General features: G+C 70.8%; 17 protein-coding genes. 5 read left to right on the top strand and 12 right to left on the bottom strand.

Translation table 11 applies throughout. From position 1 onward, the window contains the following. On the bottom strand, positions 1–324 hold a 324-nt coding region (locus P1J78_RS22370), incomplete at its 3' end, for a hypothetical protein (RefSeq protein WP_275569605.1). 181 nt (positions 325–505) lie between these two features. Here P1J78_RS22370 and P1J78_RS22365 point away from each other — a divergent pair. From P1J78_RS22365 to P1J78_RS22355, 3 genes are read left to right on the top strand one after another with little or no spacing between them, the layout of a single operon-like run. Next, entirely contained in the window at positions 506–1,198 is a 693-nt protein-coding gene (locus P1J78_RS22365; protein ID WP_275569604.1) for a phosphatidylserine decarboxylase, read from the top strand. A 3-nt stretch (positions 1,199–1,201) separates the two neighbouring features. Continuing rightward, on the top strand, positions 1,202–1,963 hold the full coding sequence (gene pssA, locus P1J78_RS22360) for a CDP-diacylglycerol--serine O-phosphatidyltransferase (protein WP_275569603.1): 762 nt from the start codon (positions 1,202–1,204) through the stop codon (positions 1,961–1,963). A gap of 4 nt (positions 1,964–1,967) precedes the next feature. Further along, a complete protein-coding gene (locus tag P1J78_RS22355) occupies positions 1,968–2,585 on the top strand; it encodes a class I SAM-dependent methyltransferase (RefSeq protein WP_275569602.1) in 618 nt (205 codons plus the stop codon). Between the two features lie 32 nt (positions 2,586–2,617). Here P1J78_RS22355 and P1J78_RS22350 read toward each other — a convergent pair whose 3' ends face one another. The 4 genes from P1J78_RS22350 to P1J78_RS22335 all read right to left on the bottom strand — a co-directional run bounded on the left by P1J78_RS22350 (position 2,618) and on the right by P1J78_RS22335 (position 5,403). Further along, positions 2,618–2,800, bottom strand: a complete 183-nt coding sequence (locus P1J78_RS22350) for a hypothetical protein (RefSeq protein ID WP_275569601.1) — start codon at positions 2,798–2,800, stop codon at positions 2,618–2,620. 61 nt (positions 2,801–2,861) lie between these two features. Continuing rightward, positions 2,862–3,512 (bottom strand): HAD family hydrolase, encoded by a 651-nt coding sequence (locus P1J78_RS22345; RefSeq protein ID WP_275569600.1) that lies wholly within the window; start codon positions 3,510–3,512, stop codon positions 2,862–2,864. Positions 3,513–3,630: 118 nt separating this feature from the next. After that, on the bottom strand, positions 3,631–4,194 hold the full coding sequence (gene rsmD, locus P1J78_RS22340; RefSeq protein WP_275569599.1) for a 16S rRNA (guanine(966)-N(2))-methyltransferase RsmD: 564 nt from the start codon (positions 4,192–4,194) through the stop codon (positions 3,631–3,633). Positions 4,195–4,197: 3 nt separating this feature from the next. Further along, complete coding sequence (locus P1J78_RS22335) at positions 4,198–5,403, bottom strand: NAD(P)/FAD-dependent oxidoreductase (protein ID WP_275569598.1); 1,206 nt, start codon at positions 5,401–5,403, stop codon at positions 4,198–4,200. An 88-nt stretch (positions 5,404–5,491) separates the two neighbouring features. On the opposite strand from P1J78_RS22335, the gene P1J78_RS22330 reads away from it, so the two are divergent. Then, the gene (locus P1J78_RS22330; protein WP_275569597.1) at positions 5,492–5,977 is read left to right on the top strand and encodes a peroxiredoxin; all 486 of its coding nucleotides are present in this window, start codon (positions 5,492–5,494) and stop codon (positions 5,975–5,977) included. Between the two features lie 2 nt (positions 5,978–5,979). On the opposite strand, the gene P1J78_RS22325 is transcribed toward P1J78_RS22330, so the two are convergent. The 7 genes from P1J78_RS22325 to P1J78_RS22295 form a co-directional block, all read right to left on the bottom strand. Then, positions 5,980–7,143 carry a benzoate/H(+) symporter BenE family transporter gene (locus P1J78_RS22325; RefSeq protein ID WP_275569596.1) on the bottom strand — a complete coding sequence of 388 codons (1,164 nt, stop codon included), beginning with the start codon at positions 7,141–7,143 and terminating at the stop codon, positions 5,980–5,982. Positions 7,144–7,565: 422 nt separating this feature from the next. Further along, positions 7,566–8,450: a mechanosensitive ion channel family protein gene (locus tag P1J78_RS22320; protein ID WP_275569595.1), complete on the bottom strand. Its 885-nt coding sequence runs from the start codon at positions 8,448–8,450 to the stop codon at positions 7,566–7,568. Continuing rightward, entirely contained in the window at positions 8,447–8,740 is a 294-nt protein-coding gene (locus P1J78_RS22315) for a 4a-hydroxytetrahydrobiopterin dehydratase (RefSeq protein ID WP_275569594.1), read from the bottom strand. Before P1J78_RS22315 ends, P1J78_RS22320 begins: the two co-directional genes overlap by 4 nt. Continuing rightward, positions 8,737–9,921, bottom strand: coding sequence for a GNAT family N-acetyltransferase (locus P1J78_RS22310; RefSeq protein WP_275569593.1), 1,185 nt, complete (start codon positions 9,919–9,921; stop codon positions 8,737–8,739). The genes P1J78_RS22315 and P1J78_RS22310 overlap by 4 nt, the downstream gene beginning before the upstream one ends. A 190-nt stretch (positions 9,922–10,111) precedes the next feature. After that, positions 10,112–10,879: a glycerophosphodiester phosphodiesterase family protein gene (locus P1J78_RS22305; protein WP_275569592.1), complete on the bottom strand. Its 768-nt coding sequence runs from the start codon at positions 10,877–10,879 to the stop codon at positions 10,112–10,114. Beyond that, positions 10,876–11,340: a RidA family protein gene (locus tag P1J78_RS22300; RefSeq protein ID WP_275569591.1), complete on the bottom strand. Its 465-nt coding sequence runs from the start codon at positions 11,338–11,340 to the stop codon at positions 10,876–10,878. The genes P1J78_RS22305 and P1J78_RS22300 overlap by 4 nt, the downstream gene beginning before the upstream one ends. 168 nt (positions 11,341–11,508) lie before the next feature. Beyond that, on the bottom strand, positions 11,509–13,149 hold the full coding sequence (locus tag P1J78_RS22295) for a DUF4139 domain-containing protein (protein WP_275569590.1): 1,641 nt from the start codon (positions 13,147–13,149) through the stop codon (positions 11,509–11,511). Positions 13,150–13,325: 176 nt separating this feature from the next. Here P1J78_RS22295 and P1J78_RS22290 point away from each other — a divergent pair. Further along, positions 13,326–13,910, top strand: a 585-nt coding sequence (locus P1J78_RS22290; protein ID WP_374213403.1) for a leucine-rich repeat domain-containing protein, incomplete at its 3' end; no start/stop codon positions are given.

Here is a 13,910-nt window from a genome sequence, read left to right as displayed (position 1 = left end):
CTGGACCCGACGTTCGCATCTGCGAGCGACCCGCCTTCCAGCCCCGGCGACAGGAATAACGTCCTTCCAACCCGACTTCTTCAGCAGCCTGTTAATGCCAGCGTACCCGAAGAAACCCATCACAGCGACAATGAACCCAACAAGCGCCATGACGATCTCAAGGATCGTGATATTTAGCGCGAGGGCCGCAATCGTATACGTACCCTCCTCGTTAGGCGGAACGGCAACGACCCGCTTTGCGTTCCACAGCAGATATAGGAACAAAGCCGCAACAGAACAAGCGACCGTTAAAATCGCAAGAATGATGACTTGCAACAGCTTCATGCACCCTCCGCAAAGCACGTGTACACGTTAGATGCAAATCTGGCTAGATAGCCTTCGAAGCGCCCTGCCCCGGACCGGAGACGACGGGGCGCCGGAGGCGCGGAACGGGGTCGGGCCCTTGTACCCCTGGCCCGCCCGGCGTTAGGAAACGGCCACCCTCCAGCGAAAGGCGGCCCCTCGCATGCGGATGCGCGACACGTTCCTGAAACCGATGCACCCGGAAGGGCGCCGGTTCGTGGCGATCTTCGCGGCGGTCACGGTGGTGCTGTTCCTGCTCTGGGCGCCGCTCGGCTGGCTCGGGGTCGGGCTGACCGTCTGGTGCTACTACTTTTTCCGCGATCCGCCGCGTAGCGTGCCGGAGCGCGAGGGGCTGGTCGTCAGCCCCGCCGACGGTATCGTGTCGCTGATCGAGCCCGCCGTGCCGCCGGCCGAGCTGGGGCTGCCGGCGGAGCCGCTGACGCGGGTGAGCGTGTTCATGTCGGTGTTCAACTGCCATGTGAACCGGGCGCCGGTGGGCGGCACGGTCCGCGCCGTCGCCTATCGGCCGGGCAAGTTCTTCAACGCCTCGCTGGACAAGGCGAGCGAGGAGAACGAGCGCAACGCGCTGGCCATCGAGATGGCGGACGGGCGCAGGCTGGCCGTGGTGCAGATCGCCGGGCTGGTGGCGCGGCGCATCCTGTGTTTCGTGGCCGACGGCGACAGTCTGCGGACCGGCGCGCGGTTCGGGCTGATCCGCTTCGGCTCGCGGCTGGACGTGTACCTGCCCGAGGGCGTCGCGCCGCTGGTGGCCGTGGGGCAGACGACGATCGCGGGCGAGACGGTGATCGCCGATCTCGCCGCGACGGAACCGGCGCGGCCGGCGCGGACGGACTGAGCGATGCCGAGACTGCGCCCCGAGACAGGCGACCTGCCGCTGGTCAAGCTGTTGCCGAACCTGGTGACGCTGGCCGCCGTCTGCGCGGGGATGACGGCGATCCTCTTCGCATCGGAGGGGGCGTATCAGTGGGCCGTGCGGATGATCCTGATCGCCGGCGTGCTGGACGGGCTGGACGGGCGGCTCGCGCGGCTGATGCGGGTGCAGAGCCCGATGGGCGCGGAGCTGGATTCGCTGGCGGATGCGCTGAACTTCGGGGTGGCGCCGGGGCTGATCCTGTATTTCTGGTCGCTGCACACGATCGGCGGCGTCGGCTGGATCGCGGTGCTGTGCTTTGCGCTGTGCTGCATCATGCGGCTGGCGCGGTTCAACGTGGATTCGCGGGCGGCGGAGGAGATGCCGCTGGGCGAGCCGAAGGCGGACGGGTATTTCACCGGCGTGCCGTCGCCGGCGGGCGCCGTGCTGGCGCTGTTCCCGATGATGCTGTCCTTCGCCTTATCCGACGCGCCGGTCGTGCCGGCGCTGGTAACGGCGATCTGGATCGTGGGGGTCGGCGTGCTGATGATCAGCCGGATCCCCACATGGTCGTTCAAGAACGTCTCCGTGGCGCGGGCCAACGCGCGCTTCGCGCTGCTGGGCGCGGGGCTGCTGGTCGCCGCGCTGATCATCTATACCTGGGCCACGTTGATTCTGCTGACGCTGGCCTATGTCGGGGGGGTCGCATGGGGACTGCGCGGCCGCCTTCGGCCCGGACGCAAGGAGTGACAGAATGGAACTGGATGCCGTCAGGAATTCCTATGCCCGCTGGGCGCCGGTCTATGACCGGACCTTCGGGGCGGTCACCAACAGCGCCCGCAAGGACGCGGTGGCGTATATCAACCGCGAGGCCGGGCCGGACGTGCTGGAGGTCGCGGTGGGCACCGGGCTGGCGCTGTCGTGGTATGCGCCCGACAAGCGGGTGACGGGCGTCGACTATTCCGACGAGATGCTGGAGAAGGCGCGCGCGCGGGTGGACCGCGAGGGGCTCAGCCAGGTGCGCGCGCTGCGGCAGATGGATGCGCGGGAGCTGGAGTTTCCCGACGCCTCCTTCGACACGGTGGCGGCGATGCACATGATCTCGGTCGTGCCGGAGCCGGAGCGCGTGATGCGCGAGATGGCGCGGGTGCTGCGGCCCGGCGGCCTTCTGGTGATGACCAACCACTTTGCCCGGGAGAAGGGGATTCTGGCGCGGGTGGAGCGGTTCTCGGCCCCCTTCGCGAATGTGCTGGGGTGGCATTCGGATTTCGACATCGGGGTGGTGACGGGCACGCCGGGGCTGGAGGTCGTGGAGCGCAGCCCGCGGCCGCCCCTGGGGATGATGACCTTCCTGGTGCTGCGGAAGGTCTGAGCCGCGGCAGGGGCCCGCGGCAGGGGCCCGCGTCAGGGGCCCTTGTCGGCGGCGTCCCGCGCCGCGCGCCACTGGATCAGGAATTCCGGCTCGCCGCCGCGCGCGGCCAGGATGTCGCCCATCAGGAGCGGAGCGGTTCGGCGCGGGGGCCGCGGGGCCGCCGTGGTTCCGGCCCGCGGCAGCGGCGCGAAGAGATCGGACAGCGCGGCAAGCATGCCTGTCAGAATAGCGGGGCGGGCCGGCGATTCAACGCCGGCCTGCGGGGCTTCGGGCCGGTCAGAGGGCCAGGAGCCGCGGCAGATCCGCCATGGACCGGAATACCTCGGCCCCCAGCGCCGCCAGCCGCGGCCCCTGCCCGTGCGCGGCGAAGCCCAGCGTGCGCATCCCGGCGCGCAGGCCGGCGGTGCAGCCCGAGGGGCTGTCGTCGATGACGGCGCAGCGGTCGGGCGGCACGCCGGCATCGGCGGCGGCGCGCAGGAACAGCCCGGGATCGGGCTTGGCGATGCCGTAGGTATGGGCCGAATAGAGACGATCCCTGAGCCGCGCCCAGATCGCCGGGTGCTGGCCCAGCGTGATCCGCATCTTGCGCTCGCTGCCGTTGGAGCCGACGGCGTAGGGGATGCCGGCCACGTCGAGCCGATCCAGCGCCGCCGCGACCCCGTCGATCAGCGGCGTGCCCTCGGCGAGGCGGGCATACATCGTCTCGTAGAAGCCCTCGACCCAGCCCGGCGGGATATCGGCCCCCATCTCGCGCGCGGTCTCGCCGACGCCGGCCATGGTGCCGCCGGTGAACAGCCGGTCGATCCGGTCGGGGCTCAGCGGCAGGCCGCGGGCAGCGAGGTCGCGCTGCAGGAGGTCGTTGGTGAGGGGCTCGCTGTCGACCAGAACGCCGTCGCAGTCGAAGATGACGAGGTCGGGGCGGGTCATGGCAGGGATCCTTCGGGACGGCGCGGGCGGGGGGGCCAAGTGGCAGAATTTTCTAGAAAATTCTGCGGGGCACGATCTTCTGGAAGATCGTGTCGCGCCGGGTCGGGGGCCCGCGGCGTCAGGTCTCATGCCGCATCAGGCTGACATGGGTGTCGCCGTAGCGGCGGGTGTCGAGGAGGGTGAAGCCCTCGGGCGGGGTCTGGGGCGCGTTCTCTTCCCAGACGATCAGCGCGCCCGGGGCGAGCCAGCCGCCCGCGACCGCCGCCGCCAGCGCCCGCGCGCCCAGCGCCTTGCCGTAGGGCGGGTCCAGGAAGACCAGGTCGAACGCCGCGCCCGGCGCCGCGCCGAGGCGGGTGGCGTCGCGGCGGTAGAGCTTGGTCCGCCCGCCCGTCCGCGTCCGGTCGATATTCTCGCGGATCAGCGCGCGGGACTTCGGCCCGTCGTCGACGAAGGTGGCCTGCGCGGCGCCGCGCGACAGCGCCTCCAGCCCCAGCGCCCCGGTCCCGGCGAAGAGGTCGAGCACCCGCGCGCCGGTGAGCGGGTCGCCGTAGTGCCCGCCGACGAGCGTGTTGAACAGCGCCTCGCGCACCCGGTCGGACGTGGGGCGCAGATGCGCGCCGGTATCGCCCTTGCCGACCGAGGCGAGCGTGCGCCCGCGCATCTCGCCGCCGACGATGCGCATGGCTCAGCCGCGCATCAGGGTCTTGAGCTCGGTCTCCGGGTTCGCCACGGCCTCGGGGTCGGGGGTCTTGCCCATCTCCAGCATGCGCTTGGCGACCATGTAGCTGCGCGCGTCGTTCATCGCGTCGACGCCCAGGAATTCATCGCCTTTGTAGTACCAGAAGGCGACCTGATCGCCCTCGCCCCGCGTGACGATGCGGTCGTAACCGGCGGTCAGCCCGGCGATCTGCAGCTTGACGTCGTACTGGTCGGACCAGAACCACGGGTAGGGCCTATAGTCCTTGCCGGCGCCCAGCATGTTCTGCGCCACGCATTCCGCCTGGTCGATGGCGTTCTGCACCGATTCCAGCCGGACCCGCTTGCCCTTGTACGGAAACGAGGCGCAGTCGCCGGCGGCCCAGATCCGGTCGTCCGTCGTGCGGCCCTGCGCGTCCGCCTTGATGCCGTTCTCTATGGCCAGTTCGCAAGCCTCGGCCAGCGCGACGGCCGGGGCGATGCCGACGCCCACGATGACGACGTCGACGGGCACCTCCTCGTCCCCGGTCAGCACGGCGCCGGTGACGCGATCCTCGCCGGTCAGGCGGTGGAGACCCGTCGCCTCGCGGATGTCGACGCCGTGGCGCTCGTGCAGTTTGCGGAAATAGTCCGAGGTCTCGGGCGAGGCGACGCGCTGCAGGATGCGGTCGGCCATCTCGACCAGCGTGACCTGCATCCCCGACTGGCGCGCGACGGCCGCGGCCTCCAGCCCGATATAGCCGCCGCCGACCACCAGCGCGCGGGCGCCGTCGCGGAAGGCCGGCGCCATGGCGTCCACGTCGGCCAGGCTGCGCACGGTATGGACCCCCGGCAGGTCGCCGCCGATCGCCGCCGGAAGCCGCCGCGGCACCGAGCCGGTCGTCAGCGCGAGCTTGTCGTAAGGGATCTCGCGGTCGCCCGCGATCACCAGCTGGCCGCCCCGGTCGATGGTGTCGACATGCAGGCCGGTCAGCGCCTCGATGTCGTTCTCCCGGTAGAAGGACTCGGGCCGCAGGTAGAGCCGTTCCTTGCCGACCTTGCCCATCAGGTAGGCCTTGGACAGCGGCGGGCGTTCGTAGGGCAGCGCGGGTTCCTCGCCGATCAGGGTGATCTTGCCGGAGAACCCTTCCTTGCGCAGCTTCGCCACCAGCGACGCGCCGGCCTGCCCGGCCCCGATCACGACGATATCGTCCATCCCGCTGTCACTCCCCTTTTCCACTGGCCGCCGATCGTGTCCTACCTATATCCACGCCGGAACCATTGGCAAACAGGAGAACGGCGGGATGGGTCTGGAGGTGGGGGCGCGGTACCCCGAGGCGACGGTGCTGACGCTGGGGCCGGAGGGGCCGGAACAGGTGGATCTGGGCGAGAAGCTGAAGGGGCGCAAGGTGGTCCTCTTCGCGCTGCCGGGCGCCTTCACGCGCGGCTGCAGCACGGTGCATATGCCGAGCTTCGTGCGCACGGCCGAGCAGCTGCGCGACAAGGGCGTGGACGAGGTCATCTGCCTGTCGGTGAACGACCCCTTCACCCTGGCCGCCTGGGCCAGGGACACGGGCGCCGACGCGGCCGGGATCACCATGCTGGCCGATGCCGAGGGCAAGGTGACGCATGCGCTGGGGCAGGCGTTCAGCGCGCCGCCCATCGGGCTGATCGGCCGGTCGAACCGGTACGCGGTGGTGATCGAGGACGGGGTCATCACCCATGTGAACGCCGACAAGCCCGGCGAGTGCGACCTGTCCACCGGCGAACGGATGCTGGAGGTGCTGTAGCCTCAGGCGCGGCGGGTGCGGGCGGCCACGGCATGGACGAGGCCGCCCAGCAGCAGCCCCCAGACCGCCGCGCTGAGCCCCAGGATCGGGGTGCCGGAGGCGGTGACGAGGAAGGTGACGGCCGCCGCCTCGCGGCCTTTCGGTTTTTCCAGCGCCCCGGCGGCGGAGCTGGCGAAGACGCCCAGCAGCGCCACGCCGGCGAGCGTGGCCAGCGTCATCGGCGGTGCCGCGGCGGCGACAGCGGTGATCACCGCCGCAAATAGCCCGAACAGGCAGTAGAGCAGCCCGGCCACGACCGCCGACCAGTAGCGGCGGGCCGGGTCGGGGTAGGAGTCGTCGTTGGCGCAGAGCGCGGCGGTGATCGCGGCGACGCAGGTCTGCGGCGCGCCGAACGGGGCGGAGAGCAGGCTGGCGACGCCCACGCCGGAGAGAAGCCGCGCGGGCGAGGGGTGGAAGCCGAAGCCGCGCAGGACGGCGATGCCGGGGATGTTCTGTGCCGCCATCGTCACGATGAACAGCGGCAGGCCGAGGCCCAGCAGCGCGGGCAGGTCCAGGACCGGGCGGGTGAATTGCGGCGCCGCGACCGGGCTGTCGGGCAGCGGCAGGGCGAAGTCGTTGGCGATCAGGGTCAGCAGGAACGCGACGCCCACGGCGGCGGGCACGGCGAGCACGCGGTTGATGCGGCCCATGACGAACCAGGTGAGGATGATGGGCAGGGCAGTTTCCGGCACCGTGCCCAGCGCGCGGAACGGCGCCACGCAGAGGCCGATCAGCACGCCGGCCAGCATCGCCTGGGCGAGCGTTTCGGGGATCGACTGCGCCAGCCGGACGACCGGGCGGAAGAGGCCGGCGATCAGGGTCAGGAGGCCGGCGAAGAGGAAGGCGCCGATGGCCGCGGCGAAGCCGTGCTCCGGCGCGGCGGAAGCGGCCAGCAGCGCGGCGCCGGGCGTGGACCAGGCGACGCTGGCGGGCGTGCGGGTCCAGAGGCTGAGCGCGATGCCGGCCAGCCCCATGGCGAAGGCGGCGGCCATCAGGCCCGAGGCGGCCTGGGCATCGCTGGCCCCCATGGCGCGGATGCCCTGCAGCAGGATCGGGAAGGAGCTGAAGAACCCGACCACGGCGACGACGAAGCCGGTGGAGACGGTCTGGAGCGGCGGCAGGGGCAAGGGCAGGGATCCTCGGGCGGCGGTCGGAGTGGTCCCCTACCGCGGGGTTGGCCGGGAGGAAAGGTGTGGCGGGCCGTGCGGTGGGATCAGGTCGCACGGGGGGATAGCCCCGGAGGCGCTGAACGACCAAGCTGTGTGAGAAGCCGCGCGAGGGCCGACGCGCGCGGGGGCGCACCGGAGTTTGAGCTTGTCGCTTTATGGCTGCCAGGTTCGGGCGACCTCCGAGCTCTGCGATAACGTCTACCACAGCGCCGCCGCGTGGGTGCGCGTCTCTCGGGCATTTCGCCTGCGAAATGCCCTGCCGACAGGCGATTGCAGAGCAATCGCCGAGAGGCGGCGCTTGCGCGGCGGCCTTCGGCCTTGTTCCGCGCGGGGCATCGTTCGAAGGCCTCTAGAAGCAGTGAGCCGCAGAAGACCGCCTCCTACGCCTCCCCCTGCCCCATCCCTTTCGGCGCCTCGCCGCCGCCCATGACGACGGTGCGATAGGGGAACGGGATCTCCACGCCGCCGGCGTCCAGCGCTTCCTTGACCTTGCGCTTCATGTCGGCCTGGTAGGCGAAGTAGTCCCCGGCATCGACCCAGACCCGCACCAGGAAATCCACCGAGCTGTCGCCGAGGTTGTTGACCTGGATGAACGGCTCGGGCTCGGACTGCGACCGGGGATCGGCCATGATCGTGTCGAGGATAATGCCCTGGGCTTTCTGCAGATCCGAGCCGTAGGACACGCCGAAGGTCCATTCCGCGCGCCGCGTCGGATAGATCGAGTAGTTCTCGATCGTGTTCCCCCAGACCTCGGAATTCGGGATGATGATCTGCACGTTCCCCAGCGAGGCCAGTTCCGTGTAGTTCAGCGTGATGTCCTTCACGGTGCCCATCCGGCCGGCCACCTCGACGAAGTCGCCCACCTTGATCGGCCGGAACAGGATGATCATGATCCCCGCCGCCACGTTGGACAGCGTGCCCTGCAGCGCCAGGCCGATGGCAAGGCCGGCAGCACCCAGCGCGGCGACCAGCGACGTCGTCTCCAGCCCGAAGCGGTTCAGCACGAAGATGATCGTGACCGCCAGGATGGCATAGCGGGCGATGTTGCCCAGGAAGTTGAACAGCGTCTCGTCGAACCGGGCGTGGCGCTGGCTCATCTTGCGCAACCGCCGGCTGACCCAGCCGCCGATGACGAATCCGGCGATCAGGATCAGGATCGCGGCCAGTACGTTGCCCAGCACCGAGGCGATGAAGTCGATCGTCAGGATGTCGCCGACGCTCACGCCCTCGGCGATCTGCATCGCCATCAGCTGGTCGAGGGTCATGCCAGCGCGTCCATCTTCCGCGCCAGCTTGGTGTCGTTCTCGGTCAGCCCGCCCGCGTCATGGGTGGACAGCGTGACCTCGACGGTCTTGAAGACGTTGAACCACTCGGGGTGGTGGTTCATCTTCTCCGCCCAGATCGCCGCCTTCGTCATGAAGCCGAACGCGTCCACGAAGTTCTTGAACTCGAAGGTCTTCTTGATCGCGTCGCGGCCCTCGACCATGGCCCAGCCATCGGCCAGCAGCGGGTTGAGATGTTCCTCGCGCTCGGTGTCGGTCAGCTTTTCCATCACTCGTCCTCCGTTTGTGTCTTCCGGAACGGCCCGTAGGACGTCATCACCTCGATCTCGCCCTCCACCGCGTTCCGCTCCGCCTCGAGGTATTCCGCGACGGCGTGACGGAAACCCTCGTCGCCGATCCAGTGCAGCGAGTGGCACTGCATCGGCAGGTAGCCGCGGGCCAGCTTGTGTTCGCCCTGCGCGCCGGCCTCGACCCGCGACAGGCCGTGCTCGATGGCGTAGGCGATGGCCTGGTAGTAGCACAGCTCGAAATGCAGGCAGGGGTGATGCTCGGTACAGCCCCAGTAGCGGCCATATAGGGTGTCGCGCCCGATGAAGTTCAGCGCCCCGGCGACGTAGCGGCCGTCGCGCTCGGCCAGCACCAGCAGGACGTCGTCGCGCATCGTCTCCTGCACTTCGTCGAAGAAGGCGCGGGTCAGGTAGGGCGAGCCCCACTTGCGCGCGCCGGTGTCCTGGTAGAACCGCCAGAAGGCGTCCCAGTGCTCGGGCTGCAGCGCGTCGCCGGTCAGCGCATGGATCGTGCCGCCGAACGCCTGCGCGGTGCGGCGTTCCTTGCGGATGGTCTTGCGCTTGCGCGAGGAGAGGTCGGCCAGGAAGGCGTCGAAATCGGCATAGCCCCGGTTCAGCCAGTGGAACTGGTCGGACAGCCGATGCAACAGCCCCATCTGCTCGCCCGCCTCGGCCTCCTCGGCGGTGCAGAAGGTGATGTTGACCGAGGACAGGCGGTTCTCGGCCGCCAGCTGCACCGCGCCCTGCACCAGCGCCGACATGCCCACCTCCTCCAGCCCGGGCCGCACCAGCAGGCGGCGGCCGGTGGCGGGCGTGAAGGGCACCGCGATCTGCAGCTTGGGATAGTAGCGGCCGCCGGCGCGCTCGAAGGCATGGGCCCAGGCGTGGTCGAAGATATACTCGCCCTGGCTGTGCGACTTGGCATAAAGCGGCGCGGCGCCGATGATCTGCCCCTCCATCCGCGCGGTGATCGGGCGCGGCTGCCAGCCCGTCCCCCGCCCGACCGAGCCGGAGCGCTCCAGCGCCGACAGGAACCGGTAGGTGGTGAACGGGTCGGCCGGCCGGCCGCCATCGGCCGCCTCGGGACAGGCGCAGGCGTCCCAGTCCTCTGCCGCGATCTCGGAGAGGCTGCCGTGGCTGGTGATCTCGATGCGGGTTTCGCGCATGCGCTCCGGTCCGGGGTCTTCGCTTAGAATGGTATGGCGGCCTGCCGCGTCAAGGGCACCGCCCCCAGCCCCGGTCGCCGCCGGTACAACCGCCGGCCACATGGGCACAGCCCCCGTCTTCTTCTCGTTCCAAATACGCAAACGCGCCCGCGCCGCCAGGTGACCGCCCGGGTCCGGGAGCGCCGGCGCATCAGCCCCCCGGCAGCTCCGCGGCATAGCCCTCGAAGGTCACGTTATCCGCGATCTTCCGCGCCGCGGCTTCCTCCTCGGGGCTGCGGACAGTCCAGCACAGCACCGACGCCCCCCGCGCCTTCAGCTCCGCCACGCGGGGGCGGGCAAGGTCGCTGACCCTGTGGCTGATGAAGCTCGCGCCGACGCGGTCGTAGTCGGGGATGTCGCGCAGGTTCGTCACGATGGGGCCCGGCAGCATCGGCCAGTCATGCGGCAGGTAGGCACAGGTGGTCAGCCCGCGCGGCACCTCGGGCCGGGCGTCGCCGAAGATCTCCACCGCGTGCGGGTTGAAGGACATCACCGCCAGCGGCCCCTCGTACCCGCCCAGCGCCCGCGCCGTGGCGCGTTCCAAGGGGCCCACGTTGCGCTCCATCGCGCCGTCCTGGTCCTTGATCTCGATCAGCAGCGGCACGCGGCCGGCGACCAGCTCCAGCACCTCGTCCAGCGTCGGGATCGACTCGGCGTTGGCCTTCAGCTTGATATGCGACAGCTGCCGCGCGGTGCGGTCGCAGAGCTTGCCCTTTTCCCAGGTCAGCCGCGCGAGGTCGTAGTCGTGGAACACCATCGCCTGGCCGTCGCCGGACAGCTGCACGTCCAGCTCGATACCGTAGCCCGCCGCGATCGCCGCCTCGAAGGCGGCGCGCGAGTTCTCCGGCACGCCGCGCGCCGCGTCGTGATAGCCGCGATGCGCCAGCGGAACGGTCAGGAAGGGCTCGGGCAGCGTCATGACAGCTGGAAGATGCCCTCGATCTCCACCGCGACGCCCATCGGCAGCGACGCCGCCGACACCGCCGAGCGCGCGTGCCGCCCGGCATCGCCCAGCACCTCGACAAGGAAATCGGAACAGCCGTTCACCACCTTCGGCTGGTCGGTGAAATCGGCGGTGGAGTTGACGAAGGCCGTCAGCTTCACCACCCGGCTCAGCCGGTCGAGGTCGCCGCCGCAGGCCGCCTTCACCTGCGCCAGCAGCCCGACGGCGCAGCGCTTCGCCGCCGCCTGCCCGGCCGCAAGGTCCATGTTCTCGCCCAGCTTGCCGGTCACCAGCCCGTCCGCATCCATCGAGATCTGGCCCGAGACATAGAGGATGTCGCCCAGCTGCACGAACGGCACGTAGTTCGCGGCGGGCGCCGAGGCGTCGGGCAGGGTGACGCCCAGCTCGGCAAGGCGGGATTCGATGCGTCCGGACATGGCGCGACTCCTTTTCGGTTGTTCGCGCGCAGCCTAGACCACGCCCGCCCCGGCCGAAACCGGAATACCCCGCGCCGGCGCCCCGGCTTCATCTTGGCCCAAATACTCAGGGGGCCGTCTTCGCCGCGCCACTGGCGGCGGATCGGTGCCCCAGGCGGTCCGACCCGCTCACGGATACCAGCGCAGCTCCATCCCGTCGGGCCAGTCGAGCGACACGTCCACCCGGATCTCGCGCGTCTCCCGCCGCACCAGCGCCAGGTCCCACACGCTGACCCCGCGCAGACCCTCGTAGTCGGTCTCGTCCGGCGCCGGCTGCGCGTCGATCTCGACCTCCAGCGCCTCCTGCTCCGAGAAGGGCAGCGCGTAGAACACCCGCACGTCCTGCGGCGCACCCGTCAGGTTCTCGACCGAGAACACGATCCCCTGGTTGCGCGTGCTGGAGCGATTGAGAAGGCCGCTGCCGCCGGTCTGGTTGCGCACCAGCCGCCAGTCGAGCTGCAGCCCGTCGAGCGGGCCGAAGCCCAGCAGGGACTCGCCCCCCGCCGGGATCAGGCCGACGGCGGTGCGCCCGACGAGATGGCCGTCGCGGTAGAGCCGCGCATCGCCGGGCAGGATCGGCGCGTCGCCCTCATTGACGAAGCGCGCCACCTGGTAGGCCCGGTCGTCGTGCCGCGGCGAGGCGTGGATCTCGGTCTCGGCCGGCAGGTTCAGCGCGCCGAGGAACAGCAGCGCCGCGTCCTCGGTGCCGACCGAGACCGGCTCGGGATAGGCATAGGAGACCGCGACGCCGTCCACCACCATCTCCGGCCGGAACACGCCGCCGGCGGGCCCGTCCTCCATCGCGAGTTCGGGCTCGATCACGACCGGTTCGGGCGCGGCGGCGCCGATCCGCTCGCGCTCCGGCGCCGGTTCGTGGACCGAGACGCGGTCGGGGCGCGGCATCACCGGGTCGGGCCGGTCCGCCGGGCGGCTGGTGGACAGCGTCAACGCCACGTCGCTCCAGTAGCTCCCGGTCCATTGCCGGACGGTCACCTTCCGGTCGATGTCCAGCGCCGGCGCGTCGCCGGTGGTCAGCCGCATGTCATAGGCGATGGCCCAGGCCGCGGCATCCGTGGTCTCGGTCAGCTCGAAGGCCGCCCGGCCCGCGTCCGCCATCTCGACCGTGAGCTCCAGCATGTCGGCCGTCTCGCCCGCCGGGCTCAGCCGGGCGAGCGCGGCCTCGGCCTCGGCCAGCGCGTCCCGCAGGTCCGCCAGGTCTTCCTCGCGGTCGTCCTGCTGGCGGCGGGCGCGTTGCAACTCGGCCAGCACGCGCTCGGTCTCCGCGCGCACGAATTCGGCGGTCAGCCGCGCCGCCTCGGTGTCGGTCGCGTCCTCCGCCGGCGGGCGGATCGCGGCGAGGTAGGCGCGCTGCGCCTCCAGCGCATCGGCCTGGAGCCGGGCGTCGGCCAGCCGGTCCTCCGCCGCCTCGACCTCTGTCTCGAGGCCGTCGATCCGGTCCTGCGCCGCCTGCTGGGCCGCGGTGAACAGCGCGTCCTCGGCGACCGGCCAGTCCGGGCGGTAGATCAGCGCGGCGATCTCGACGCCGCCGCTCGTGGCGATCTCGGGGACCGCGCCGGAGGCCAGATCCGCAGGCGCCGGCAGGCGCACGACGTGGCGCCCGGCGGGCAGGTCGAGCTCGGCGCGGCGCGTCAGCAGCGCCCCCTGCGGATAGACGGTGGCCGCGGCGACCGGGGCGGGTGCGGTGAACTCGTCGGCCGCGGCCGGACAGGCCAGGCCGGCCGCGAGCAGAAGGCAGGAAAGAAGGCGCATCTCGGAAATCTCCTTGGGTCTGTCCCCCGAACGCTACCCGCCGCCGCCGCGCGACGGAAGACACCGGATGCGGCCCGGCCGGAAATCCGCCGGTCCGCGGCCCGCGGGCTTGCCGGGGCGGGGACGATTGAACACTCTGCCGACACCGGACGACAGACCGGCGAGGAGCCGTCAGGATGGGCCAGGACATGCACACGCCGAAGGCGACCGTGATCGAGACGATCGACGCGGCCAAGGGCAACGCGGAGGCCGCGCGGAAGGTCGCGGAGGCGGCCCGCAGCGGCGCGGTCGAGATCGACTTCCGCGCGGGGCGCTCCGTCGCGATGGACCGGCTGCCCGCGGAGATCGCCGCGCTGGAGCAGCTGGAAAGCGTCGATCTGTCGAGCACCGAGGTCACCGACCTGTCGCCGTTGGTCGGCCTGCCGCGCCTGCGCGCGCTGACGCTGAGCGACAGCGCACTGACCGACCTGTCGCAATTGACGCGCATGCCGGCGCTGCGTGCGCTGGCCGTCGGCGGCTACGGCATCGCATCGGCCGAGCCGCTGGCCGCGCTCACGGAGCTGCGGGAGCTGCGGCTGACGGTGACCGGCGTGACGGATATCGCGCCACTGGCGGGGTTGCGGCAGCTGGAGGGGCTGTCGCTGTTCGCGACGCCGGTGGCGGATGTGTCGCCGCTGGCCGGGCTGACCGGGCTCGGCTGGCTCGATCTGCGCGACACGGAGGTCGTGGACCTGTCACCGCTGACGGGGCTGCGGGCGGTG

Origin of the sequence: Psychromarinibacter sediminicola (assembly GCF_029168335.1) — a bacterium.
GTDB classification, from domain to species: domain Bacteria; phylum Pseudomonadota; class Alphaproteobacteria; order Rhodobacterales; family Rhodobacteraceae; genus Psychromarinibacter; species Psychromarinibacter sediminicola.
Note: the sequence above shows the minus strand (reverse complement) of the source record. Positions and strands in the feature narration are given on the sequence as shown.

Bases quoted from the DNA above. Each gene is read 5' to 3' on its own strand.
- P1J78_RS22365 (WP_275569604.1), top strand. From the start codon at position 506: ATGCGGATGCGCGACACGTTCCTGAAACCGATGCACCCGGAAGGGCGC.
- pssA (WP_275569603.1), top strand. From the start codon at position 1,202: ATGCCGAGACTGCGCCCCGAGACAGGCGACCTGCCGCTGGTCAAGCTG.
- P1J78_RS22355 (WP_275569602.1), top strand. From the start codon at position 1,968: ATGGAACTGGATGCCGTCAGGAATTCCTATGCCCGCTGGGCGCCGGTC.
- P1J78_RS22350 (WP_275569601.1), bottom strand. From the start codon at position 2,800: ATGCTTGCCGCGCTGTCCGATCTCTTCGCGCCGCTGCCGCGGGCCGGA.
- P1J78_RS22345 (WP_275569600.1), bottom strand. From the start codon at position 3,512: ATGACCCGCCCCGACCTCGTCATCTTCGACTGCGACGGCGTTCTGGTC.
- rsmD (WP_275569599.1), bottom strand. From the start codon at position 4,194: ATGCGCATCGTCGGCGGCGAGATGCGCGGGCGCACGCTCGCCTCGGTC.
- P1J78_RS22335 (WP_275569598.1), bottom strand. From the start codon at position 5,403: ATGGACGATATCGTCGTGATCGGGGCCGGGCAGGCCGGCGCGTCGCTG.
- P1J78_RS22330 (WP_275569597.1), top strand. From the start codon at position 5,492: ATGGGTCTGGAGGTGGGGGCGCGGTACCCCGAGGCGACGGTGCTGACG.
- P1J78_RS22320 (WP_275569595.1), bottom strand. From the start codon at position 8,450: ATGACCCTCGACCAGCTGATGGCGATGCAGATCGCCGAGGGCGTGAGC.
- P1J78_RS22310 (WP_275569593.1), bottom strand. From the start codon at position 9,921: ATGCGCGAAACCCGCATCGAGATCACCAGCCACGGCAGCCTCTCCGAG.
- P1J78_RS22305 (WP_275569592.1), bottom strand. From the start codon at position 10,879: ATGACGCTGCCCGAGCCCTTCCTGACCGTTCCGCTGGCGCATCGCGGC.
- P1J78_RS22300 (WP_275569591.1), bottom strand. From the start codon at position 11,340: ATGTCCGGACGCATCGAATCCCGCCTTGCCGAGCTGGGCGTCACCCTG.
- P1J78_RS22295 (WP_275569590.1), bottom strand. From the start codon at position 13,149: ATGCGCCTTCTTTCCTGCCTTCTGCTCGCGGCCGGCCTGGCCTGTCCG.